This is a genomic window from Flavobacterium gelidicaeli (assembly GCF_013294005.1).
GTDB lineage: Bacteria > Bacteroidota > Bacteroidia > Flavobacteriales > Flavobacteriaceae > Flavobacterium.
Map to the genome: position 1 here is coordinate 211,043 of NZ_JABSNK010000005.1, position 23,967 is coordinate 235,009.

A 23,967-nucleotide genomic window follows, 5' to 3' on the forward strand; every position below is an offset into this window, starting at 1 on the left:
ATTTTGTGCTAATATAGCATATCTCGATATATTTTAAAAGCACTACGTCTCAAAATTATTAAAAATAATATTGAGACGTGAATTTTAGTCTAAATAGTAGCGTTTTTTTGATTTTATGAGACCCACTTCTTGACAATCTGCTTCAATTCAGTATCTAAATCGGTGTTTGTAATTTGTCCTTTTTCTATATCAAAATTATCGTCAAAATTAGGTACGGAAAAAGTTGCTTTTATGATTGCTCCATGACGCGGGAAAGCATTTTTAGCTATTTCTAAAACAGTTGCTCCGCCTCTGCCTCCAGGTGAAGTAGCCATTAACAACATTGGTTTTTGTTGAAAAACTTTTCCATTGATTCTAGAACACCAATCCAAAATATTTTTGAAAGTAGCGGAGTAATTCCCGTTGTGTTCTGCCATTGAAACTACCAAAACATCAGCAGATGCAATCTTATCCAAAAAAGCTTGAGCAAGTTTATGTTGACCAATTTTTTCTTCAATATCTACACTAAATATTGGCATTTGGTAATCGTTTAAATCCAATACTTCTACTTGAGCATTTTCAAAAAGCGAAGCGGCATAAGTTGCTAATTTTTTATTGATTGAGTTTTTACTAGGGCTTGCGCCAAAAGCGATTATTTTCATTTTTTTTATAAATGTATAAAAAAAATTCTCAGGCAAATAGTTTCTTACCCGAAATAACTTCACAAAGAGCTAGCTTTAGGATATTTATAATGTACATTACAATTTATTTTTCACTGCAATTCCTATAGCATAAATAATTATCTATAGCACCAAAATTCTCTAACGAAGTTCTGACTCTGTAATTGGATTGTTTTTCTTCTAAGAAATATAAAAAACACAAACCAATAAGTAGTTGTTTTGTTTTGTCAACGTGCAAATTTATAGATGCTTTTTTATTATAGTAGTTTATACAGTAAACAAAAGCTTATTTAGCGCATATTTTGCAGAGAATACAATTTTATTCTCCGCATCTTCTTTGATTTTTTTTTAACAAAAGCCTAAAAAATAACTTTCTAGGCTTTTCTGTTTTCCTGCAAGGTATTTTTTTGACCTTGGAGGTTTTGGTTATGAAATTCTCTTGTATTTAATTAAAACGATTTGTTACTTGAGAAGCCTTTAATAAGGATTTATAAAAGCTAGACATAATATATTTGAGATAGCAATCATTTCGTATTTATAAATAGTTTTATAGTAATTCTCATTGCTATCTCATCCAATTTTCTATTTTCTCTTCTTTAAAATATTTTCTCTTTATCTCGCTTTTTTTTATATCTCCTACTTTATCTATTATATTTGGAATTGAAAGTAATTTCTTTTTAACTTCTTCATCTATTTTATCATTTTCATTAACTAATTTTTCAATTATAAGATAAGAATAAAAAAATCTAAAAGTTTCAAAATCAATGCCATCAATAAAAGTTTCTAAAAACTCAATTCCTGTTTTTTCAATTATTATCTTTGCTGCCAAATCCGGAAAAATGTTTTTATATAAATCATTAAAAATTAAGTCTTTGTCAAAAATATAAAAAATATCCTTTTTATCTGAAGTTTGCTGTAAAACCTCAATTTCATCAGCAATAATATTTATAAATACTTCATATTCATTTCTTTCTTGGTAAGCAAAAATTAAATTTTTCATTATCATCATTGTACCATTAACATTAATTGTACCCTTAGAAATATTATAAACAATTAAATATGTTAAGTAATTTATGTTTTGTGAGTTCAAGCATATTTTTCTCCACAATAAGAAATTATCTGATCTATGCACAAAAATATTACTATGAATAAAATCTTTTATACATATATCAAAAAAGGGTTCAATCTGATAAAATAAAATATAATTTATCATTCTTTTCCAAAAATCCGAAACGTAACTAGGTCTTAAATATTGCAGTTCATAAGGCTTTGCATAAATAATTTTTAAACAATCGTAAATTAATTCCGCAGACATAATTTCAATAACCTTTTGAGGCTTTAAAGAAAATAGATTAACATCTCCTACTATCTTTAACTCAATTTCTCTTGGGACTTCATATTTAGTAAGTAACATAGCCTTAATCCATCTTTGGTCTATTCTATTTGAATTTATGAGCCTTAGTATCAATTTTCTCTCTCTTAAATTTAATACTTCCCAATAACTAGTCATTATCTTTAAATTGTATAAGCAAAAAATTGAATTATTGTTTGATAAAATTCTTTCAATTAAATTCTTTCTTAATTCAACATTCCCTTTTGTAAATTCTATTAAGTCATCAGCGATACCCATTTCATAATCTGAAAATTCAATCTTATTTTTAATTTTCAATTCTATTCTTTTTAACCAGGTATTAAAAACTTCTATACCATTTTCAATAGTCAAATATTTCATCGATGTTTTCATCGTATTTCCAAATCTTCCGTAATTTAAAGAAATATTTGGAGGCAAACTATTTGAAAAAATAGGAAATATTTGTCCCCAAATATTCCAAAGCTCTATAGTTTCTTCTTTAGAAAATATTTTCCAATCAATACACTCTCCCGAATAATCAACTGAAAAGGTTGTCAATAAATTATTTGCTCTAATTGCAATTTCTTGCCTACATAATAATTTTTTAAAAAGGTCAAAAACTATACTTTTCACTTCATCTGTTTGTTTATTCCAACTTAATAAACTGCCCCATATTCCATAAAAAACAACTGTAGGGTGTACATCATTAAAAAATTTTTCTATGAGTAAAACTTCATTTTTATCTATTTTAGATTGAAAAAAAATCTTCGCAACTTGCTTTCTAATAAAAACTTCCTCGTAGGTAAGAAGTGAATTAATTAAATCCTTTTGGAGTTTATAATATACTTTTCCACTAGCTAATAATCTATAGTAATTAACAAAACTCCAAACATCAAACAATTTAACATTTTCGTTATTAAGTAGTTTCATTTTTACTATTTCTACATTTTCTTCAGATATAGTATTTACAAAATAATCCCTAATATTACTCTCTTTACCTATAAATGGAACCTCATGATTGTACCAATTAATTGATCAGTATCCGTGTTCCCTCTATTAATAATGTCAATAATTTTGCTCTTTTCTTTTTCGCTATTGATATCTCCAATTATATTAATTAAATTAATTGAAGAATAATCTTCGACAGATGGGTAAATAGAATTATTAGCTAAAAACATTATTTCTTTAATATTATCTCTAAATCTAATGTCTATTCTATTATAAATTAATGTGAGTTGTTTACAAGAGAATAAAGTTGTGTTCGGACTAATACAAACAATTGATTTTTTTAAATACTTAATATTTTGCATTTGATCATCATAACTTTTCTTGAAAAACAAATTTCGTCCTACTTCAAAATAATTAGGATGAGAAAATAACAATTTGTTATTCTCCATTTTAATAAAACCTCTTTCTTCAAAATAACCTATACTTTTTTTAAACTTCTTTTTTATTTTAGCAATTTTTAAATACTTAGGATATGTAATTTTCTTATTTAAAATTTGAATTATTTTTGTTTGTTTAAATACTGAATACTTCATGTCATCCTCACCTAAAATAAAGCCTAAATCATTAATGCAAATTCCAGTATTATTATCACTACAAGTAGAAAGCACTCCTAATATTTTTGAACACTCATAATTTTCATTTAGTAAGTCATCCGAAATATCCTTCGAATTATGTCGCGCTATGGTAATTAATTCAGCTAATGACTTGGATTTTAATTTATTCGAATCATATCTTGATAAGTAATCTAATTGACCAACTTGTATCTTATGTTGTGTTTCGCTTTTGATATGCTCACTAACAGTTCTAATAATTTCAATATTGATATTTCGTTTACTTGAAAACTTGATCCAAAAATCTAATATCAAATTATTATCATCTTCAGTTAAGCTTATAAAATTTTCAACTATCTTATCCGTAGTAAATACTTCTTCTAAAATTTCGATTTTACTTGTAATGATTAACTTATGATTTAAAGATAAACTATTAGAAATATTAATTATTTTGTTTTTAATATAATTGGACTCACTTTTCGGTTTTATGTGCCCAAAAGGATCTTCAAAAATTATAATTTTATCTTCTTCTTTGTTCTTGTTGAAGAAATTTTCAATTTGAAAAAAATCACTTGAAATAGTTATTGAGTTATATCCTTTATCTATAAAATAATTAGCGGTTTTTTTAGCTAATTCAGTTTTGCCACATTGTGAAATTCCTGTTAACAATAATAAATTTGAGTTTTCTAAAATTTCTATCGCCTGATCTTCTTCTTTTCTATTAATATAATTTTCTGAAAGAGAATATTTACTTACCTTAAATTTTGAAATAAATTTTTTGAAATCTGGAATAATATCAACTTTTAAATCTCTACCTTGTTTTACAATTGTTAATAGCTTTAAATACAAATTATCTGAAAGGGATTGTGGAATAGAAAACTTTTTATTTAAACAATTCAAAATCTCATTATCAATCTTTTTTTCTTCCATTTGTTCCCAAATCAAAGTATTATCTATTAATATTTTAATCTCAGATTTATTTAATTTATTTGAAAAATTATTACAGAATGCTTTTCTTTTGATTCCTAAAGGTGTATCTTTAAATTTCACTACTTTTAATTCCTTTTTAAATTCTGTAGTAACTTCTTGAGAAATAACATTATTATTGGAATTAATTAGAGGAAATTCTTTTAAAAATACCAAAGCTTCATCATTACATCTTGAACGAGTAATAAATAAACATTTGGACTTTTCGTCTTTAATCCTTAATAATAAATTATTAGTACTACTTCTTTCTTGAAAGTGTGATAACCATTCTATAATACTTGATAAACCAATATTATTTTTCTCTCTCTTTATTTGTATCTCAATGAAATTATGATTTTCATCAATGAAAGTAATATCTTCACTTCCTATCTTTTCAACATATAGTTTTGATTTAAAATCATTACAATGTAAGAGCGCAAATAAAACAGTTACTTTATACTGATATTCATAACCTTTAACACCTTCAATAGCTACGCTCATCTTAATTGAATTAAAAACATTAACAAATAAAAACTAAAATTTATTCTGAAATTTTATCATTTTCCCATAAAACAAATTCAACTTCACACTGAACTTCTTCCCACTCCCCAACCCACTAGCATTCCCCTGATTAAACTGCACCATTTCCACCAAAAATTCTGCTATCAAAACCTCTTAAAGATACAAACAGATTTTCCATAATCTAATTTCAAATTTAGTAAATATAAAACCACAAAAATGCATATTTATAAAAAAACAGCGCACGAAAAAACCCGCAAAATCACTTTTGCGGGTTCTCTTTATTTTCTTTATTCTTTTCTCTAAGCTAAGAATTACACGTTAAAACGGAAGTGCATTACATCCCCATCTTTTACGATATATTCTTTTCCTTCTACTTTGAATTTACCGGCTTCTTTACATTTAGCTTCTGAACCGTAATGAACGAAATCTTCATAGGCGATAACTTCAGCACGGATGAATCCTTTTTCGAAATCAGTGTGGATTACTCCTGCTGCTTGTGGCGCAGTTGATCCTATGTTGATTGTCCATGCACGAACTTCTTTTACACCAGCGGTAAAGTAGGTTTGTTGCTTTAATAATTTATAAGCTGCACGAATTAAAACTGATGCTCCTGGCTCAGTTAATCCCATATCTTCAAGAAAAACTTGACGCTCTTCAAAACTTTCTAACTCAGTGATATCAGCCTCTGCTCCTACTGAAAGAATAATAACCTCAGCATCTTCGTCTTTTACTAATTCTTTAACTAGATCAACATATTTGTTTCCGTTTACAGCTGAATTTTCGTCAACATTACATACATACAAAACTGGTTTTGCAGTAATTAATTGAAAAGATTCCATTAGAACCTCTTCATCATTATTTTCAAGTGTAATTGTTCTAGCCGACTTTGCTTGTAAAAGATTTTCTCTAATTCGGTCTAATAGTCCTTTTTCTGTAATTGCCTCTTTGTTTCCTGTTTTTGCAGCACGATTCACTTTTTCTAGACGTTTTTCAACGGTATCTAAATCTTTTAACTGCAATTCAATATCAATCGTTTCTTTGTCACGAATAGGGTTTACATTACCATCAACGTGAACAATGTTATCGTTATCAAAACAACGTAAAACGTGAATAATAGCATTACACTCTCTAATGTTTCCAAGGAATTGATTTCCTAATCCCTCTCCTTTACTTGCTCCTTTTACTAATCCAGCGATATCAACAATATCAACTGTTGCCATTTGTACACGTTCTGGTTTTACTAGTTCCTCTAATTTATTAATACGAGGATCTGGTACGTTTACAACACCTATATTAGGTTCGATAGTACAAAAAGGAAAGTTAGCACTTTGCGCTTTTGCATTTGACAAACAATTAAACAAAGTTGACTTTCCAACATTAGGTAACCCTACAATTCCTGCTTTCATGATATTTATATTTACAAATAGCTTTTACAACTATACGTTTTAGTATTTACTTTAAAATTTTGCAAATATACCATTTAATAAATGCAAGTACTCAAAATCGTTAAATTATTGTTTTGAAAGATTCTATTTCAGGTTTATTTTATTTTAAATTATAAAAAAAAGCAATATTATAAATAGATATCACTTTTTACACCCCATTTAACTAATAAATCTCAAGTTTTTATGAAAAATACTGAATTGCTAAAATTTTGTTAAAAAATTTGTATATTGCAGTCAGAAACGAACCAAAAACCAAATTATTTATGAAAAAAATCACACTACTATTTTTATTACTAAATGTCAGTTTTCTTTTTGCACAAAAAGAAATTACTGGAGTAGTAAAAGACAACTCTGGATCTGGGTTACCCGGGGTAAATGTTGTAGAGAAAGGAACTCAAAATGGCGTTTCGACTGATATGGACGGAGCCTACAAAATAAAAGTAAAAGAGGGAGCTACATTAATTTTTAGCTACATAGGTTTTTCATCTGTAGAGAGAGTGGCGACAAATAACGTCATTAATATCACTCTTAAATCTGAAGGTGGAGAAGTTTTACAAGACATTGTTATTGTAGGGTCTAGGAACGCTAAAAGAACAGTAGTTAATTCTGCTGTGCCAATTGACGTAATTAATGTTAAGGACATCACTACTCAAAGTGGTAAATTAGAAATCAATGAATTGTTACAATATGTTGCACCTTCATTTAATGCTAACAAACAATCTGGTTCTGACGGATCGGATCACGTTGATCCAGCATCTTTAAGAGGACTGGGACCTGACCAGACCTTAGTTTTAATTAACGGAAAAAGAAGACACCAATCATCATTGATTAACCTATTTGGTACTCGTGGTCGTGGAAATACTGGAACGGATTTGAATGCAATTCCTGCTAGCTCAATCAAGCGAATAGAAATTTTGAGAGATGGAGCTGCTGCACAATATGGTTCTGATGCGATTGCTGGAGTTGTAAACATTGTACTGAATGACACTGTGGATGAATTCACTGGATCAGTAACTTATGGCGTGTACAATACTAATGCAAAAGGAGATTTCCCTGCCGGAACAGCTAATACAGATAATAATCGTTTGGACCTGAATGGTAACGGAAATTCTATTGGTAAAAATCAATCCTTTGATGGTGGATCTGTCAAAGTGGGAGCAAATTATGGTGTAGCTATTGGTAACAAAGGTGGTTTTGCCAATTTCACAACAGAATATATAAACAAAAATAAAACATTAAGACCAGGATTTGATTTCAGAAAAGGTTTTGGTGAAGCAGCTATACAAGGATTCAATTTGTTTGCAAACATGATGGTTCCTGTATCTGATAAGACAGAAGTATATGCCTTTGGTGGTCGAAATTTTAGAGATACTGATGCTTATGCTTTTACTCGTAATGACGGGGCGAGAGTTGTAGAATCGATTTATCCAGGCGGATATAGCCCTAGAATCACTTCAAATATACTAGACAATTCAATTGCTGTTGGTTTCAGAACTACAACTACTGGTGGATGGAAACTAGACTTTAGCAACACAAACGGAAAAAATCTTTTTCACTACTACGTAAAAGGAACATTAAATGCTTCCCTAGAGAATGCCTCTCCAACAGAATTTGATGCTGGTGGACATAGCTTAACACAAAATACGACTAATCTTGACATCTCTAAAAATTACGATATTCTAGAAGGATTTAACGTTGCTTTTGGAAGTGAATATAGAACAGAGAAATTCACTATTTTCGCTGGTGAAGAAGGATCTTATGCTACCTATGATACTAATGGGAAAGCAATCATTGATCCAACAACACAAAGCGCTCCTATTGATGCAATCTCTGGTGATGCAAGACCTGGTGGTTCTCAAGGTTTCCCAGGTTATAGCCCTGCAAACACAGTAGACAAAACAAGATCTAATGTTTCTTTGTACTCAGATTTAGAACTGGATGTAACCAAAGCTTTTTTAGTGAGCGGAGCCGTTCGTTATGAAAACTACAGTGATTTTGGAAGTACATTGAACGGAAAGTTGGCTTTACGTATGAAAGTGAACGATAAATTCAACGTAAGAGGATCTGTAAGTACGGGATTTAGAGCACCTTCTTTGGCTCAAGTTTATTACAACTTACGTTTCACAAACTTTAGCGCAAGTGGAGCGTCAGAGGTTTTATTATCTCCAAACAACAGTCCAGTAACTAAAGCTTTTGGTATAAACAAACTAAATGAAGAGCGAGCATTGAATGCTTCTTTGGGATTCACTGCTAATTTTGGTGATTTCACTGCTACCGTTGATGGATATTATATTAAAGTAAAAGACCGTATTGTATTGACTGGATATTTTGATGCAACAGTATTCAATCTAGGAGTTGATAAAGCACAATTTTTTGTAAACGGTGCAGATACTAAAACAAGCGGATTGGATTTAGTTTTTGCATGGAAAAAGAAAATCGGTAGTCAAACTATTGGTGCTACCTTAGTAGGTAACATCAATGACATGAAAATAACCAAAGTAAAAAACGGAACTCTTGACGAGCAAATTTTCTTTGGAGAAAGAGAAAAAGCATTTCTTTTAGCATCTGCTCCCGCAAGTAAATTTGGTTTAAACCTTAGTTATGAAAGAAACAAACTGAACGCTGGACTCGCTTTTACTCGCTTTAGTGAAGTTACATTACTAGATTACCAAGCTATTGAGCCTACTGCAGATTATGCAAGTTTTGATGATAAAATACAACAAGCCGCTGATTTGTATACTGCTAAGATCACAACAGATTTAACAATTGGTTACAAACTATCTAAATCAACAAAATTAAGCCTTGGTGCAAATAATTTATTCAACATCTATCCTGACCAACAAGATGACTGGGTTGAAGGTGGTGGTTATTGGGATGCCGTTCAAATGGGTTTTGGGGGTGCTTACTACTATGCTAGACTTGGTTTTACTTTCTAAAGAAAAGTAAAGCTTTTAAAATAATAAACATCATCCTAATATTATCAATATACTTGTAAAGAAATTGTTTATAATATTAGGATGATTTTTTTATGTCTATCACAATGTACGAGAGCAAATAAACTCTTTATATCTATATCAAAAAAAAAGTAAAGACCAAAAAATCTTCGATAAAACATAACGCTTAGAAGTGGTTGCTAATTACAACAATATAGCAGTAAGAAGATGCAACTTATTACTGAAAAAGGGACTATCTACAATGGCTCTTTAATTATAGTAATTTTACTACTACGCAACTAGGCTATAAATACCATAACCTTTTAACATAAAAACATAATAGATAAATAGCATGATAGTTGTAAATTTGCTTGATACAAATCTTTAAAAACAAAAATTATGAAAACGATATTATTAGGATTGACTGCTTTTTTATTTACAGTAAATATTCAAGCTCAAAATAAAAATGTAAAATCGGAGGTTACTACTAAGATCACTACAATCAAAGATTCTGAAGGTGAAAAAAAATTGATTAAAACACAGGAGATAAATGAAAATCAAGCCATTGAATTAATGGATGCTGACTCCAATGTACTTAATAAAAACACTAAAGAATCTCCTATTAATGTAACCGCTACAACAAAAATCACTGCAGATGGTGTTACTCGATTAATTGATATAGACCGATCAGCTTATTATGATTTAGATGGTCAAAAATACCAAGTAACCACTGATAAAGTAGGATACACAATGACTTTTGCTAATGGAGAGAAAAAAGCTATTCTAAGAAAAACTTCGAATAACAATTATATTTATAAAGCAAAAGATAAAACTTCATATGGTTATTTTAATCAAGAAGGAAATCTAGTATTAGAAAATTATGACGAAGCTACAGATACTGTTACAGCAACAACTTATATATTAAATAAGGAGTAAAACAATACTTTTTACATAAAACTAAAAAATCCTGAATTTTAAAAATTCAGGATTTTTTAGTTTATCATAAATTGTAATTAATAATACTAAAAAAATTACATTTTGTATTCCAATGTACTTACTATTGATTTCTCCTCTTCGCTAGCTACAAATCCAGATAAATCCCAATAATTAGTTAGTATTTTATTCCTTTTATTAAATAGCGATTTTTCTTTAAAAACATCACTATCATCATATGTAAAAGGCTGTTTATTAAAATGAGTTGTTATAAAGCTATTGCGAACTTCAATGTTTTTTAATTCGTCTTTTACAGTAATATCATAGGCAATCTCCTCATTTGCATTTAACATATAATATCCGTCAACATCTACCTTATAAACAACCTTTACTGAAGATTTAGTAATATTTTTAGAGTCAGCTTTCTTTCTTGTGTTTTTAAGTTCAATATCTTTAAAAGCAATTTTAACAGTGAACTCATTAATAATTTTCATCTCAGGATCGTAAATAATTTCAAAAGTATCTAACATTCCCTTAGATTCATCTACTGGGACTATAGACATTATATAAGACTTGTCATTAGACGCATGGGCTTTAACTATAAATTCATAATCCTTACCCATTTTTGTTTCTAAAATAGGCTCTAAATACTTAAACGTACAATAATTCTCCATGATGTTGTTTAAGTTGTAGCCTAATAAATCAGCTGTAATATCTTCATCTAATAAGCCATAAGATCTGTTTTGCTCCACTAATAAAGTTGTCGTTATTTTTTTCTGCTTTTTAGAAAACTGAAAATTAACTAAACCGTCATTGTAATAAGCGTATTTGTGGTTCAATTTAAAAAACTCTCTAACATAAACTTTTAATCGTGCGGGAACAGTTAATTTTTGAATAGAATTTGATACAATCTTTTGAAGTATTTTTTGCGGACTTTCCCTTGATAAAATAACTTCTTCTAATATATTACTTTTACTTTTTAGATAAATTACAAAGCTTTTCTCTACTAGTATATTCCAACGAATATTTTGAGATTCATAATTACTTTCTGAAATAGCAATATTGGAAGGAGCATTAGATACAAAAGCAACTTTACCGTCTCTATTGCTTAACAAAATTTGATTTGTTTTTAATATAATAACGGTGGCATTCTCGATAGGCAAATGCGTATCACTATCTTTAATCAAAATAGAATAAGTATCTTTCTGACTATAAACACTATAACTACAAATCAAAACGAATAACCAAAGTACTTTTTTCATATCATGAAATAAAATTTAACTATCAAATAACATAAAAATAGTTGCAAATCCCTATTAATTAGCTAAATACCCCTTGAAATGCAATAAAATCAGTTAAAATGCACACTTTATCGATTAACATTAAAAAATTGACATAAAAAAACCTGAATATCACTATTCAGGTTTTTAATATATAGGTAATAAAAATTTATTCGTTATGTAAAAAAGCTTGTCTGTTTAACAAAGTTTCTTCTGTTTCAACATGATTATCATCTGGAATACAACAATCTACAGGACATACTGCAGCACATTGTGGTTCATCATGAAAACCTTTACACTCTGTACATTTTCCAGGAACTATGTAATACACTTCATCAGATATAGGAGTTTGAGCATCATCAGCATCAACCTCAGTACCATCAGCAAGGATTACTTTACCTGTTAATTTTGTTCCGTCTTTGTATCTCCAATCGTCAGCACCTTCATAGATTGCTGTATTTGGACATTCTGGTTCACATGCACCGCAATTGATACATTCGTCAGTTATTATTATTGCCATGTTTCTTGTCTTAAAATTGATGTTCTTAATGCAATTAGTCGCTTACTTTAAAAAGACATTACATCTTTCTAGTTGATGCCTTTTGACTTTCGACTTAAATATGCTTATTTTTGTGCAAAATTACAATCAAAACAATTCATAAACAAACATTATGACATTAGAAGTTAAAAAAAACATTTTCATTGAATTAGGCCATTTTTTAAAGCAATTCAATACTAATGAAACAGTTAAGAACGAAAATGTGCTTAAAAATGATTTGTTTTTTGATGAATTTAACAAATTAATTCATTTATCACAATCTCATAACGGTTGGTATACTCCTGAACAAGTATACTTTTCGATTCAATCATGGGCAGAAGCATTAACCGAAGAGAATCTAAACAAATGGTTGTCTAACTATAATTTTGATGTTGTTGTTCCTAAAAATATCGCTTTAATCTTAGCAGGTAACATACCATTAGTTGGCTTCCATGATTTTTTATCGGTATTGATAACGGGACATAATGTAGTGGTAAAAACCTCTTCAAATGACCAACACCTACTCCCTTTTTTAGCAAAATATTTAATTGCATTAGCACCTGAATTTGCAAATAAAATAACTTTTGTAGAAGGTAAATTAGAAAATTTTGATGCTGTAATAGCTACTGGTAGCAATAATACGGCACGTTATTTTGAATATTATTTTAAAGATAAACCTTCAATAATAAGAAAAAACAGGAATTCAATTGCGGTATTAAATGGTAACGAAAGTAAAGAACAGTTAGCGGCATTGGGAGAAGATATATTTAGGTATTTTGGTTTAGGTTGTCGCAATGTTTCTAAGTTATTTGTCCCTAAAGACTATTCTTTTGTTGCTTTTTTTGAAGCTATTTTTGAATACCAAGACGTTATTCATTATGAGAAATACGCTAATAATTACGATTACAATAAAGCGGTGTTTTTAATGAGTAATTTCAAGTTATTAGACAATGGCTTTTTAACCTTAAAAGAGGATAATAGTCACGCCTCCCCTATTTCAAGTGTATTTTATGAGCGCTACGAAAACCTAACTGATTTACAAGCAAAATTAACTACTGAAGCAGACCAAATACAGTGCATTGTTAGTGATAATTTAATTGAATGCAGTATTGCTTTTGGGCAAACACAGCAACCACAATTATGGGATTATGCAGATAATATAGACACTATATCGTTTTTGTTAATAAGATAGCATAAAATTGGTTAATTATTGCGAATAAATTAACAGATATTCAAGTTGTAATGCCGAAATTTGCGTTTTAAATTTTTGGACATAAACTACACCATGAAAAAACACAACTACAGCGCAGGACCATGCATCTTACCACAAGAAGTTTTTGAAAAATCAGCACAAGCTATTTTAAACTTTAATGATTCTGGATTATCTATTTTAGAAATCTCACACCGTAGCAAAGATTTTGTTGCCGTAATGGATGAAGCGAGAACTCTTGCATTAGAATTATTAGGATTAGAAGGGAAAGGCTACCAAGCTCTTTTTCTTGCTGGCGGAGCCAGTCTTGAATTCCTAATGGTTCCTTATAACTTAATGAAAGAAGGCGGTAAAGCTGCTTATCTTGATTCAGGTACATGGGCAAGCGGAGCAATTAAAGAAGCTAAATTTTTTGGAGAAACTGTTGTCGTAGCCTCTTCAAAAGAAGAAAACTATAACCATATTCCTAAAGGATATACTGTTCCTGCTGATGCAGATTATTTTCACTGCACGAGTAACAACACTATTTTTGGAACACAAATGAAAGAATTCCCATCGCTAGACATGCCAATTGTTTGCGATATGAGTTCGGATATATTTTCTAGAGTATTGGATTTTTCTAAATTTGATATTATTTATGCTGGCGCTCAAAAAAATATGGGCCCTGCAGGAACAACTCTTGTAATTGTTAAGGAAGAAATCCTTGGTAAATCAGGAAGAACGATTCCGAGTATTTTAGATTATGAAAAACATATTAAAGCAGAAAGTATGTACAATACTCCTGCTGTTTTCCCTGTTTACGCTTCGCTACTAACTTTGCAATGGTTAAAAAAATTAGGTGGAGTTGCTGCTGTTGAAAAATTAAACAACGCTAAAGCGGCTTTACTTTATGCTGAAATTGATAGAAACCCGTTATTTAAAGGAGCTGCTGCTGTTGCAGATCGCTCTAATATGAATGCTACTTTTTTATTGAATGACGCTGCTCACACTGAAACATTTGACGCGATGTGGAAAGCTGCTGGAATTTCTGGAATTCCTGGACACCGCTCAGTAGGTGGTTATAGAGCATCTATGTACAATGCATTACCAATAGAAAGTGTTCAAGTTTTAGTAGATGTTATGAAAGACCTAGAGTCTAAGGTAGCATAATAGACAATCAACGTACGGATTCCTAGCCCTGATAGCAGTGGAAATCCTTTTTATTTTTTTCTTTAAAAAATAAAAAGATTGAAACGAATAACAGGAAATAGCTCCTAACAAAATAATAAAAAAGTAATATGAGGACGAGATTGCATCGTTCCTCGCAATGACATAAAAAATGAAAGTATTAGCAAATGACGGAATTTCTAAAAGCGGAATTCTAGCTTTAGAAAAAGGTGGTTTTGAAGTAATCACTGCAAAAGTAGCCCAAGAACAAATAGCAAATTATGTTAATGAGAATAACGTAAGTGTAGTTTTAGTGCGTAGTGCAACTAAAGTTCGTAAAGATATTATTGACGCTTGTCCTGGTCTAAAAATTATAGGCCGTGGTGGTGTAGGAATGGATAACATTGATGTTGATTATGCTAAAAGCAAAGGGATTCATGTTATAAACACACCTGCATCTTCATCAGAATCTGTTGCTGAGTTGGTTTTTGCTCACTTATTTTCAGGTGTTCGTTTCTTGCATGATTCTAACAGAAATATGCCCCTTGAAGGAGATACTAATTTTGACGGTTTGAAAAAAGCATATGCAAATGGTGTTGAATTAAGAGGAAAAACGCTTGGAATTGTAGGTATTGGACGTATTGGTCAAGCTACAGCAAAAATGGCTCTTGGATTAGGTATGAAAGTGATTGCTGCAGACAGTTTTATTCCAGAAGTTGCTGTTAAAGTAGAATTCTTTGACGGACAATCAATCACAACTACAATTGTTTCTCAATCTCTTGAATCTTTATTTAAAGAAGCTGACTTTATTACGTTGCATGTTCCTGCTCAAAAAGGATACATCATTGGTGAAAAAGAAATTGCTACCATGAAAGACGGTGTTGGAATTGTAAATTGTGCTCGTGGTGGTGTTATTGATGAAGTAGCATTAGTAAAAGCTTTAGACAGCGGAAAAGTATTGTTTGCTGGATTAGATGTTTTTGAAAATGAACCAACTCCTGAGATGACTATTTTAATGAATTCTAAAATCTCTTTGACACCCCATATTGGTGCTGCAACTGGAGAGGCACAAGATAGAATTGGTACTGAGTTAGCTTCACAAATAATTAGTTTACTAGGGTAATAAATCCTGATTTACAAATAGTTACAATAGCGATTATTCAATTTATTTGGATAATCGCTATTTTTTTAGTATCTTGTAGATGAAACCTAAAATAAATTAAAATATATGTTTGAACAACTAACTCAATTAGCACAACAATTTGGAGTAGACTCTGTAGTAAATAATGCAGCAGTTCCTAATGAAAAAAATGAAGCCGTAATTAATGAAGCTAGCTCTTCAGTAGTTTCAGGATTACAAAAAATGGTTGCAGATGGAGATCTTTCTCAATTGGCTACTCTTTTTCAAGGAGATAATGCTAAGGATACTTCTAATCCTGCAGTGCAAAAATTAACACAACAACTTACAGGAAATTTAAGCGAAAAATTAGGCATAGACAGCAGTGCTGCAGCAGGAGTTGCGTCTAGCATTATTCCTAAAATATTAGCTTCACTTGTAGGTAAAGCAAAAGACCCTAACGATTCAAGTTTTGAAATCTCAGATATCATTGGCGCTATTTCTGGTGGCGGAGACAATGCAGGAATCATGGATGCTATTACAAAATACGGCGGACAGTTTGGTTTAGACCAAAACGGTGATGGAAAAGTAGACATGAGTGACGCAATGGACGCTGTTACTAAAAAAGGTGGTGGAATAGGCGGAATGATAGGTGGTTTATTTGGAAAATAAGCCGTCATAAAAATATCTATAAAGCACTTACGTTGTAGGTGCTTTTTTTATGTTAAAAGGATTTTTAAAGAGAATAAAAAATTGTATTTTTATTATTAAACTATTGATTATGAAAAGCTTTATATCCTTTATTATAATTTTAATTACTTTAGCAAGTTGTACTGCTTCAAAAAATACCGTGATTAAAAACCAAAATACAGCAGCCACTCTAAACGACACTGTACGCATTGCAAATGATGAATTAGAATATGAGGTTACAATTATCGATCCTGGTTTTAGTACGTGGTTAGCATCTAGAGCTTTTCCTAGAAATTACCATAGTCAAGCTTTTTTAGAAAATAAAAACTTATTATGGATTAATGAATGGAATAACCGTGTTCTCCAACCTTACCGTTATGATCCTAATTTATATGAAATGACTATCTCATACAGTCAAAATATTGATTATGGTTATGAAGTGAATTACCTAATCTATAATTACATGGTTTATTTTCAAAATACCTACAAACAAAAACTATTTGGTTATGTTCCTACAAGATAATCTTACTATATTTGTAATCATTATAAATAAAGATGAGAAAATTAAAAGAACGTTGGGGAATAACGTCTAATATACAACTAAGCATTATATTCATTGTATTTGCCATTACAGGATCAGCATCAGCATGGCTATCAAAACCACTTTGTTATTTATTAGGAATTACTAAGGATGATTTAGGTATGTGGTTTATGCCTGTACGATTGCTACTTATTTTTCCAATTTATCAGGTTCTACTAGTATTTATTGGTTTTATTTTTGGTCAATTCAGTTTTTTCTGGGCTTTTGAAAAAAAGATGTTGAAGCGTTTGGGATTAGGTTTTCTTTTTAGGGCATAAAAAAAAGGCTTAAAAGCCTCTTTTTTAATAAATATTATTTCTCTTTTTTAATGATATAAGTATAAATCCAAGTTAATGTAAATGTAGGTATCACATCAGTAAATGGAAAAGCTTCCTCAAGAAAAGCAATAAAACCTCCTACCTTACCTGTTGTCCCCTTGTACATTTTTGTCATTAAATATCCTGCAATAGGAGCCCAAACAACATCTGTATATTCTAAAACCCACGGTATAGAATAGGACAGCATCCCTATACCATCAAAAAAAATCCCTAGAATTAAGTTTCTATTTTTCACACTCGCCTCCGTTACCTTTTTTTCTAATCCCATAGCATGATTTCATTAAGTTAGTTCTTTAATTAAATCAAAAGTAATGCCATTAGTCTTTTAGCTTATCTTGAAAATATTTTTTGAGTTTCTCAATTTTGGGTGTAATCACATAAGAACAATAGCCTTGTGATTTATTTTGATTGTAATAGTTATTGTGATAATCTTCGGCTTCATAAAAATGAGGCGCTTCAGATATTTTAGTAACAATAGGATTGTCAAAAACAGCTTCAGTAGTCAGTAAGTTAATATAATCTAGTGCTATTTCTTTTTGCCCAGTATTCAAATAGAAAATCTCACTTCTGTACTGCGTTCCAATATCATTCCCTTGTCTGTTTAGTGTAGTGGGATCATGTGTAGCAAAAAATATTTGCAACAATTCGCCATAACTAATTTGACTTTTATCAAACGTGATTTTGATTGCTTCAGCATGCCCTGTAGTTCCAGTACAAATAGCTGCATAAGTTGGATTTTCTACTTGGCCTCCTATATAACCAGGCACTACTTTATCTACTCCTTTTAATTCTAAAAAAACGGCCTCTGTACACCAGAAACATCCTCCGCCAAATATGGCTACTTCATTATTATGTGGCTCTATCATTTACTTAATTTTTAAATTATTCTAACATCATTTTAAATAACAACAATGCTATTATTCCAAAATTAAGCTTTTTACAAATCTTAATTAAATAGTTAACTAAAATTTATAAGTTGTGTTAAGGCAATTATTAAGATTATAATTAAAATCTTTGTTTCTTTGTCAAAACAGATTAAAAATGATACAAGCAAAAAATTTAAATAAATACTACGACAAACTCCACGTTTTAAAAGGAGTTGATTTGCATATTAAAAAAGGAGAAATTGTTTCTATCGTAGGTGCATCTGGAGCCGGAAAAACAACTTTATTACAAATTCTAGGTACTCTTGATAAACCAAACTCTCAGGGTAGCACTTCGTTACTTATCAATGGTGAAGACATCTTGAAAATGAATGATAAGAACCTTTCTAAATTTAGAAATTTAAATCTAGGCTTCATTTTTCAATTTCATCAATTACTCCCTGAATTTACGGCTTTAGAAAACGTGTGTATTCCAGCTTTTATAGCTAATAAAGATAAAAAAACGACAGAAATAGAAGCCGAAAAATTATTGACCTATTTAGGTCTTTCTCACAGAATGAACCACAAACCTAACGAACTCTCTGGCGGAGAACAGCAAAGAGTTGCTGTTGCTAGAGCGTTAATTAACAAGCCTGCAATAATTTTTGCTGATGAGCCTTCAGGAAATTTAGATACCGCTTCCGCAGAAAATTTACACCAGTTATTTTTTAAACTACGAGATGAACTTGGGCAAACATTTGTAATTGTGACCCACAATGAAGAACTCGCAAATATGGCCGACAGAAAATTAATTATGGTTGATGGTTTAATTAGTAATTAGGAGCTATTTCCAGCTATACGTTACAATCTTTTTATCTCGTCTTAAAAACGAGATAAAAAGGATTTCCACTGCTATCTGGGCTAGTAAATCCAGTTTATATTAAACCCTTTAGTAAAAATTACGAAATAACAATAAAGCTAAAAATGAATCAAGCAGAGCTAAAAGATTTTCTTGACGAAAAAGTTATTCAATACAACACCCGCGATTTTATAGAAAGCGATCCTGTTCAAATTCCGCATTTATTTTCCCAAAAAGAAGATATAGAAATTGCAGGTTTTTTAAGTGCTACAATCGCTTGGGGAAACAGAACTATGATCATTAAAAACAGTCATCGCATGATGGATTTAATGGGGAACGCGCCTTATGATTTTGTCATGAATCATTCTGGTAATGACTTAGAGCAATTACAATCTTTTGTTCATAGAACCTTTAACGGCATAGATTTTGAACATTTTATTAAGAGTTTACAAAATATTTATCAAAATCATGGTGGCTTGGAGTCCGTTTTTTCTAAAAATACAGCCACGTTAAGCATGCAGGAAAGCATCTCTGAATTTAAAAAAATATTTTTTGAAATTCCGCATCTTAACCGCACACAAAAACATGTATCTGACCCTAGAAATGGATCAGCTGCAAAACGAATTAACATGTACCTTCGCTGGATGGTAAGACAAGACACAAAAGGTGTAGACCTAGGAATCTGGAAGAGTATTGCTCCAGCGGTACTCTCCTGCCCTTTAGATGTACATTCTGGAAATGTTGCCCGCAAGTTAGGAATGCTTTCGCGAAAGCAAAATGACGGTAAAGCACTTTATGAACTCGATACAAAACTTCGTATTCTAGATCCTTTAGATCCATCAAAATATGACTTTGCTTTATTTGGTTTAGGAGTTTTTGAAGGTTTCTAAAATAATCTATTATTAGCTAGTTATTTTTCAACTATAAACACAACTAATTCATAAGTATTGCGTTGTAGAAATAGTAAGTATTGACATAGCTGATTTTTATGTAAAGAATAAAATATTAATAGATTTTAATTAATTTAAACAACTAATAATTTTCTTAAACAAATACATTATTGCAAATCGAAAATAGTCTATTATCATCCTTTAAATCATTAATTACAAATACGTTAATACCTAAACGTATTAAGATATCTTTGACCAATTTCAACGATTTTTTTCAAGAAATAAAAAATGGTCTGCTTACTATTTACAACACTAATGATATTACAACAATTAGTTATGAATTATTAAAATATATAATCATTCCTATATTTTTATTGATTGTTATATTAACTATACTTTCTTTAATAACGTACCGTTACCGTTATGAAAAAAGAACAATTTTGCTTCAAGAATTAAACACCAAACTAGATGATTTTCTTACAGAACTTGTTTTTTCTAATTACTCAAAAAAAGAATTAGAAACTAAAATTACAAATTACAAAAAACATCCTCTCTTTAAAAAAAATTGGTATAAAGAACTAATTCTAAATAAAATAATCGCTATTAAGCAAAATGTTAATGGTATAGATCCAAACCTACTATTGAAAATTTATAAAATTTTTGGCTTTCATCGCTATAGCAAAAAACTCATCTTAAGTAGAAAATGGAAAGATAAATTATTAGGAATATACCATTACCAGATCCTAGAATATAAAATTAAAACAGGCTATATTAGACCTTATGTAAACAACCACAGCAATAAATACCTAAATTCTAACGCCTTAATTGCTATGATTATTTTGTCAAATGAAAAATTTGAACTAATAGCAAACTATAAAAGAAAGATCTCAAAAACTGATGAACTAAAAATCCTCGATATTATTGCTAAAAAGAAAACGCACTTACCCACCAATATTATTGATTGGTTGTATTCTGACAATTCTTCAATTGTAATTTTAGCGATAAAATTAATGGTACGTTATAGAAAAGATTTTACAATTGAACAAATTCGTTTTTTATTAAATTATAACTCTATTAAAGTTCGAAAAGAAACATTATTAGCCATCAGTTTACTATATCTAATAGACGCCAATGACTATCTAATTGAATATTATAAAAATATAACCAATAAAGAGAATAAAATTTTTTGTTTAAAAACTTTTGCTGTTATTGGAAATGATGTTACCACAAAATTCCTTTGTAACTTTCTAGAAGAAAATGATTTAGATATTAAATTTCAACTTGTCAAAACGATTTACAAACTTGATCCAAATTATTTTAATCAAGAAAATAAACAAGAAAGTAAAGAGCAAAATATTTTAAATAAAATTTTATTACACGTTAAAAACCCCTATCTAAATTGAATACCATAGAAAAAATAATAAATGCTTTTGAGGCCTGTGTCATTTACTACTCACTGAGTTACCTTTTATGCTATTCTATTTTAGCAATATTATCATGGTTTGCAATTAAAAGATACTATAACAAGAAATATTTTTTATTGAAAGATGTATTAGTAAAATCAAATCATACTATTGGCGTTTCCATAATTGCACCGGCTTTTAATGAAGCTACAACTATTGAATACAATGTAAAATCCCTGCTTTCACAAGAGTATCCAAAATTTGAAGTTGTTATTGTTAATGACGGTAGTACTGATAAAACACTCGAAATATTAATCACTAAATTCAATCTGGTTAAAGTAGATTTTTTTTATCAAGAAAAAATACCTACTCAAGAAGTTATTGGTCATTATAAATCGACAAATCCTATTTACTCTAAATTATTAGTTGTAGATAAAATCAATGGAAAAAGTAAAGCCGATGGATCAAATGCAGGAATAAATTCAGCTAAATTCAATCTTTTTATATGTACTGATGTTGATTGTATTTTAAGAAAAGATACCGTTTCCATGTTGGCAAAGCCATTTATAGAGAACACTAAAAGAGTAATAGCAACTGGTGCTGCAATTAGAATATCCAATTCTTGCGAGTTTAAAGACGGTATGCTCTATCGCTCTCATTTTCCGACTAATTTTTTTGCAGGATTTCAGGAATTAGAGTACATACGCTCCTATTTATTTGGTAGAATGGCTTGGACTAGCGTTAACGGTTTATTATTGGTTTCTGGTGGATTGGGTATGTTTGATAAGGAAGTCGCAATTGAAGCGGGTGGTTATTGGCATAAATCTCTTGGAGAAGACATGGAACTTATTACGCGCATGAGAAAGTTAATGCATCATAAAAAAGAACAATTTTCAATAATCTATATTCCCGAATCCCTTTGTTGGACTGAAGTTCCTAGTACTTTAGAAATATTTTTACGTCAACGGGTAAGGTGGGCAAGAGGATTAGTACAAACATTGAATTTACATCGAGACGTTTTTTTAAATCCCAAATACGGAAAAACAGGCTTTTTAATTTTTCCATATTTTGTTTTTTTTGAGTTTTTGGTCCCTATTTTGGAAGTATTTGGATTGACTATCTTACTCTTAGACTTAATATTTTTTAGTGTAAATGTGCAACATCTTATTATAGGCACAAGTTTTGTGTACTTATTTTATATTACTATTACACTTATTTCCGTATTTTCGGATCAAGTCATTTATAAACATTATACTGGATTAAAGGAGGTTTTAATACTAATTTTTATGATTTTCATGGAGCCTTTAGTTTTTCACCCTATAAATGTATTTGCTTCAATTAAAGGATATTGGCACTTTTTTAAGCAAAAAGAACAAAAATGGGGAGTACAAGTGAGACAAGGATTTAATGCACCTAAGAATTAACAAATGAAGAAAACAATATTTATTATCTTATCGATAATACTCATCAATACCAGCGTACGAGCTCAAAAAATTGACACGGATAGTTTATTAGTAAAAGCTTACTATGAATTAAATACTGCCAAAAATAATACTAAAGCTATTGAACTTGGCCGTTTGGGAATAACCGAAGCTGCTGACTATGTTGATTTTTACATGGTTTTAGGAAGAGCATATATGAATACAAAACAAACAGATAGCGCTAGAGTCTATTTCAATCATGTCATTGATAAAAACCCTCAATACCAAGAGGCATTTTCTTATTTAACAAAATTAGAAATTCAAAATAAAAATTTTAAAAACGCAAGCAACACTATTGATAAAGCCCTTCAATTTTATCCTGATGATTTAGACTTTAATTTATTAAAATTAAATATCATCCAACTTAAAAATGAAGACAATGATGACGAGACGTTAAGCTTCCTTAATAGTTTAATCGAAAAATATCCTTCTAATTTAGATCTAAAACAAAGACTGACACAGTTAAAAACCAAAACAAATTCAGACAGAGTAGGCGTAAATTACAGCTTCACAACATTTAGTAGAGAAAGCGTAGGTCCATGGCAATTAACAGGCTTACAATATATTAGAGAAAGAAAAAAGTTTACTCTTATAGGTCGAATAAATTATGCTGATAGGCAATCTTTTGGTAATAGTATTGGTGCTGGATTTCAATATGAAATTGAATCCTACATAAAAAATAATGCTAAGAGCTATTCTTATGTAACTGCTTCCCTTAGTGATGCAATTGTATTTCCAAAATTAAGGCTTGGATATTCCTATTTTCATAATTTTGAAAAAGGATGGGAAGCTGATCTTGGTATGCGTTATACAAAGGCTGCTGATGATAACATATATGCTGCGGTTTTTGGTGTTGGAAAATACATCGGTTCGTACTGGTTAAACCTGAGATCCTATTTACAAATAAGTCAAAACGATGTAAATCCCGCATTTACTGCCACAGCAAGATATTATTTTAATACAAAATACGATTACGCTACCGTATTACTAGGTTATGGGTCTTCACCTGATGAAAGGGTTTCTTTAGTTGATGTTGAAAAAAGAATATCCTTAAGCTCATATAGAATAGGTGCTGGATATTATAAATTAATTAATGAACATTACTTGACCGGAATTCAAACCATATTTAACAATCAAGAATATGTGTCTACCAAGACCCAAAATGAATTCGAAGTCTTCTTAACGTTCCAATATAAATTTTAAG

21 protein-coding genes are annotated in these 23,967 nt (G+C 30.1%); 13 read left to right on the plus strand and 8 right to left on the minus strand.

The window, feature by feature from the left end; genetic code table 11:
• Positions 1–113: 113 nt before the first annotated feature.
• The 4 genes from HNP99_RS09650 to ychF form a co-directional block, all read right to left on the minus strand.
• The gene (locus HNP99_RS09650) at positions 114–641 is read right to left on the minus strand and encodes an NADPH-dependent FMN reductase (RefSeq protein WP_173853169.1); all 528 of its coding nucleotides are present in this window, start codon (positions 639–641) and stop codon (positions 114–116) included.
• A 583-nt stretch (positions 642–1,224) separates the two neighbouring features.
• The gene (locus HNP99_RS09655; RefSeq protein ID WP_173853170.1) at positions 1,225–2,940 is read right to left on the minus strand and encodes a hypothetical protein; all 1,716 of its coding nucleotides are present in this window, start codon (positions 2,938–2,940) and stop codon (positions 1,225–1,227) included.
• A 68-nt stretch (positions 2,941–3,008) separates the two neighbouring features.
• A complete protein-coding gene (locus HNP99_RS09660) occupies positions 3,009–5,036 on the minus strand; it encodes an nSTAND3 domain-containing NTPase (protein ID WP_173853171.1) in 2,028 nt (675 codons plus the stop codon).
• A 332-nt stretch (positions 5,037–5,368) separates the two neighbouring features.
• Positions 5,369–6,463, minus strand: a complete 1,095-nt coding sequence (ychF, locus tag HNP99_RS09665) for a redox-regulated ATPase YchF (protein WP_173853172.1) — start codon at positions 6,461–6,463, stop codon at positions 5,369–5,371.
• A gap of 302 nt (positions 6,464–6,765) precedes the next feature.
• Here ychF and HNP99_RS09670 point away from each other — a divergent pair, with 302 nt between their 5' ends.
• The gene (locus HNP99_RS09670; RefSeq protein WP_173853173.1) at positions 6,766–9,438 is read left to right on the plus strand and encodes a TonB-dependent receptor; all 2,673 of its coding nucleotides are present in this window, start codon (positions 6,766–6,768) and stop codon (positions 9,436–9,438) included.
• A gap of 396 nt (positions 9,439–9,834) precedes the next feature.
• Complete coding sequence (locus HNP99_RS09675; RefSeq protein ID WP_173853174.1) at positions 9,835–10,371, plus strand: hypothetical protein; 537 nt, start codon at positions 9,835–9,837, stop codon at positions 10,369–10,371.
• Positions 10,372–10,466: 95 nt separating this feature from the next.
• Here HNP99_RS09675 and HNP99_RS09680 read toward each other — a convergent pair whose 3' ends face one another.
• On the minus strand, positions 10,467–11,630 hold the full coding sequence (locus HNP99_RS09680; protein ID WP_173853175.1) for a hypothetical protein: 1,164 nt from the start codon (positions 11,628–11,630) through the stop codon (positions 10,467–10,469).
• A gap of 187 nt (positions 11,631–11,817) precedes the next feature.
• Positions 11,818–12,168, minus strand: coding sequence for a 4Fe-4S dicluster domain-containing protein (locus HNP99_RS09685; protein ID WP_173853176.1), 351 nt, complete (start codon positions 12,166–12,168; stop codon positions 11,818–11,820).
• Between the two features lie 151 nt (positions 12,169–12,319).
• Here HNP99_RS09685 and HNP99_RS09690 point away from each other — a divergent pair, with 151 nt between their 5' ends.
• The 6 genes from HNP99_RS09690 to HNP99_RS09715 all read left to right on the plus strand — a co-directional run bounded on the left by HNP99_RS09690 (position 12,320) and on the right by HNP99_RS09715 (position 17,207).
• Positions 12,320–13,378 carry an acyl-CoA reductase gene (locus tag HNP99_RS09690; protein ID WP_173853177.1) on the plus strand — a complete coding sequence of 353 codons (1,059 nt, stop codon included), beginning with the start codon at positions 12,320–12,322 and terminating at the stop codon, positions 13,376–13,378.
• Positions 13,379–13,471: 93 nt separating this feature from the next.
• Entirely contained in the window at positions 13,472–14,545 is a 1,074-nt protein-coding gene (gene serC / locus HNP99_RS09695) for a 3-phosphoserine/phosphohydroxythreonine transaminase (protein WP_173853178.1), read from the plus strand.
• A gap of 169 nt (positions 14,546–14,714) precedes the next feature.
• Positions 14,715–15,665 carry a D-2-hydroxyacid dehydrogenase gene (locus tag HNP99_RS09700; protein WP_173853179.1) on the plus strand — a complete coding sequence of 317 codons (951 nt, stop codon included), beginning with the start codon at positions 14,715–14,717 and terminating at the stop codon, positions 15,663–15,665.
• Positions 15,666–15,770: 105 nt separating this feature from the next.
• Complete coding sequence (locus HNP99_RS09705) at positions 15,771–16,331, plus strand: DUF937 domain-containing protein (RefSeq protein WP_173853180.1); 561 nt, start codon at positions 15,771–15,773, stop codon at positions 16,329–16,331.
• 109 nt (positions 16,332–16,440) lie between these two features.
• Positions 16,441–16,872, plus strand: coding sequence for a DUF6146 family protein (locus tag HNP99_RS09710; RefSeq protein WP_173853181.1), 432 nt, complete (start codon positions 16,441–16,443; stop codon positions 16,870–16,872).
• 32 nt (positions 16,873–16,904) lie between these two features.
• On the plus strand, positions 16,905–17,207 hold the full coding sequence (locus tag HNP99_RS09715) for a DUF6787 family protein (protein ID WP_173853182.1): 303 nt from the start codon (positions 16,905–16,907) through the stop codon (positions 17,205–17,207).
• Between the two features lie 34 nt (positions 17,208–17,241).
• Here the strand turns inward: HNP99_RS09715 and HNP99_RS09720 are convergent, their stop codons facing one another.
• Positions 17,242–17,535, minus strand: coding sequence for a hypothetical protein (locus HNP99_RS09720; protein ID WP_173853183.1), 294 nt, complete (start codon positions 17,533–17,535; stop codon positions 17,242–17,244).
• 49 nt (positions 17,536–17,584) lie between these two features.
• On the minus strand, positions 17,585–18,133 hold the full coding sequence (gene msrA, locus HNP99_RS09725; protein ID WP_173853184.1) for a peptide-methionine (S)-S-oxide reductase MsrA: 549 nt from the start codon (positions 18,131–18,133) through the stop codon (positions 17,585–17,587).
• Between the two features lie 175 nt (positions 18,134–18,308).
• Here msrA and HNP99_RS09730 point away from each other — a divergent pair, with 175 nt between their 5' ends.
• From HNP99_RS09730 to HNP99_RS09750, 5 genes are all read left to right on the plus strand, one after another.
• The gene (locus tag HNP99_RS09730) at positions 18,309–18,971 is read left to right on the plus strand and encodes an ABC transporter ATP-binding protein (RefSeq protein ID WP_173853185.1); all 663 of its coding nucleotides are present in this window, start codon (positions 18,309–18,311) and stop codon (positions 18,969–18,971) included.
• 143 nt (positions 18,972–19,114) lie between these two features.
• On the plus strand, positions 19,115–19,879 hold the full coding sequence (locus HNP99_RS09735) for a TIGR02757 family protein (protein WP_173853186.1): 765 nt from the start codon (positions 19,115–19,117) through the stop codon (positions 19,877–19,879).
• A 170-nt stretch (positions 19,880–20,049) separates the two neighbouring features.
• Positions 20,050–21,282: a hypothetical protein gene (locus HNP99_RS09740; protein WP_173853187.1), complete on the plus strand. Its 1,233-nt coding sequence runs from the start codon at positions 20,050–20,052 to the stop codon at positions 21,280–21,282.
• Between the two features lie 137 nt (positions 21,283–21,419).
• Entirely contained in the window at positions 21,420–22,706 is a 1,287-nt protein-coding gene (locus tag HNP99_RS09745; protein ID WP_225738041.1) for a glycosyltransferase, read from the plus strand.
• A 3-nt stretch (positions 22,707–22,709) separates the two neighbouring features.
• Complete coding sequence (locus HNP99_RS09750) at positions 22,710–23,966, plus strand: YaiO family outer membrane beta-barrel protein (RefSeq protein WP_173853188.1); 1,257 nt, start codon at positions 22,710–22,712, stop codon at positions 23,964–23,966.
• Position 23,967: the final 1 nt, after the last annotated feature.

What these genes read in the sequence shown, in the direction of transcription:
- msrA (WP_173853184.1), bottom strand. Translation starts at nt 18,133, where the DNA reads ATGATAGAGCCACATAATAATGAAGTAGCCATATTTGGCGGAGGATGT.
- HNP99_RS09685 (WP_173853176.1), bottom strand. Translation starts at nt 12,168, where the DNA reads ATGGCAATAATAATAACTGACGAATGTATCAATTGCGGTGCATGTGAA.
- HNP99_RS09675 (WP_173853174.1), top strand. Translation starts at nt 9,835, where the DNA reads ATGAAAACGATATTATTAGGATTGACTGCTTTTTTATTTACAGTAAAT.
- HNP99_RS09655 (WP_173853170.1), bottom strand. Translation starts at nt 2,940, where the DNA reads ATGAAACTACTTAATAACGAAAATGTTAAATTGTTTGATGTTTGGAGT.
- HNP99_RS09690 (WP_173853177.1), top strand. Translation starts at nt 12,320, where the DNA reads ATGACATTAGAAGTTAAAAAAAACATTTTCATTGAATTAGGCCATTTT.
- HNP99_RS09700 (WP_173853179.1), top strand. Translation starts at nt 14,715, where the DNA reads ATGAAAGTATTAGCAAATGACGGAATTTCTAAAAGCGGAATTCTAGCT.
- HNP99_RS09735 (WP_173853186.1), top strand. Translation starts at nt 19,115, where the DNA reads ATGAATCAAGCAGAGCTAAAAGATTTTCTTGACGAAAAAGTTATTCAA.
- HNP99_RS09750 (WP_173853188.1), top strand. Translation starts at nt 22,710, where the DNA reads ATGAAGAAAACAATATTTATTATCTTATCGATAATACTCATCAATACC.
- HNP99_RS09680 (WP_173853175.1), bottom strand. Translation starts at nt 11,630, where the DNA reads ATGAAAAAAGTACTTTGGTTATTCGTTTTGATTTGTAGTTATAGTGTT.
- HNP99_RS09715 (WP_173853182.1), top strand. Translation starts at nt 16,905, where the DNA reads ATGAGAAAATTAAAAGAACGTTGGGGAATAACGTCTAATATACAACTA.
- ychF (WP_173853172.1), bottom strand. Translation starts at nt 6,463, where the DNA reads ATGAAAGCAGGAATTGTAGGGTTACCTAATGTTGGAAAGTCAACTTTG.
- HNP99_RS09730 (WP_173853185.1), top strand. Translation starts at nt 18,309, where the DNA reads ATGATACAAGCAAAAAATTTAAATAAATACTACGACAAACTCCACGTT.
- serC (WP_173853178.1), top strand. Translation starts at nt 13,472, where the DNA reads ATGAAAAAACACAACTACAGCGCAGGACCATGCATCTTACCACAAGAA.
- HNP99_RS09705 (WP_173853180.1), top strand. Translation starts at nt 15,771, where the DNA reads ATGTTTGAACAACTAACTCAATTAGCACAACAATTTGGAGTAGACTCT.
- HNP99_RS09670 (WP_173853173.1), top strand. Translation starts at nt 6,766, where the DNA reads ATGAAAAAAATCACACTACTATTTTTATTACTAAATGTCAGTTTTCTT.
- HNP99_RS09710 (WP_173853181.1), top strand. Translation starts at nt 16,441, where the DNA reads ATGAAAAGCTTTATATCCTTTATTATAATTTTAATTACTTTAGCAAGT.
- HNP99_RS09660 (WP_173853171.1), bottom strand. Translation starts at nt 5,036, where the DNA reads ATGAGCGTAGCTATTGAAGGTGTTAAAGGTTATGAATATCAGTATAAA.
- HNP99_RS09650 (WP_173853169.1), bottom strand. Translation starts at nt 641, where the DNA reads ATGAAAATAATCGCTTTTGGCGCAAGCCCTAGTAAAAACTCAATCAAT.
- HNP99_RS09720 (WP_173853183.1), bottom strand. Translation starts at nt 17,535, where the DNA reads ATGGGATTAGAAAAAAAGGTAACGGAGGCGAGTGTGAAAAATAGAAAC.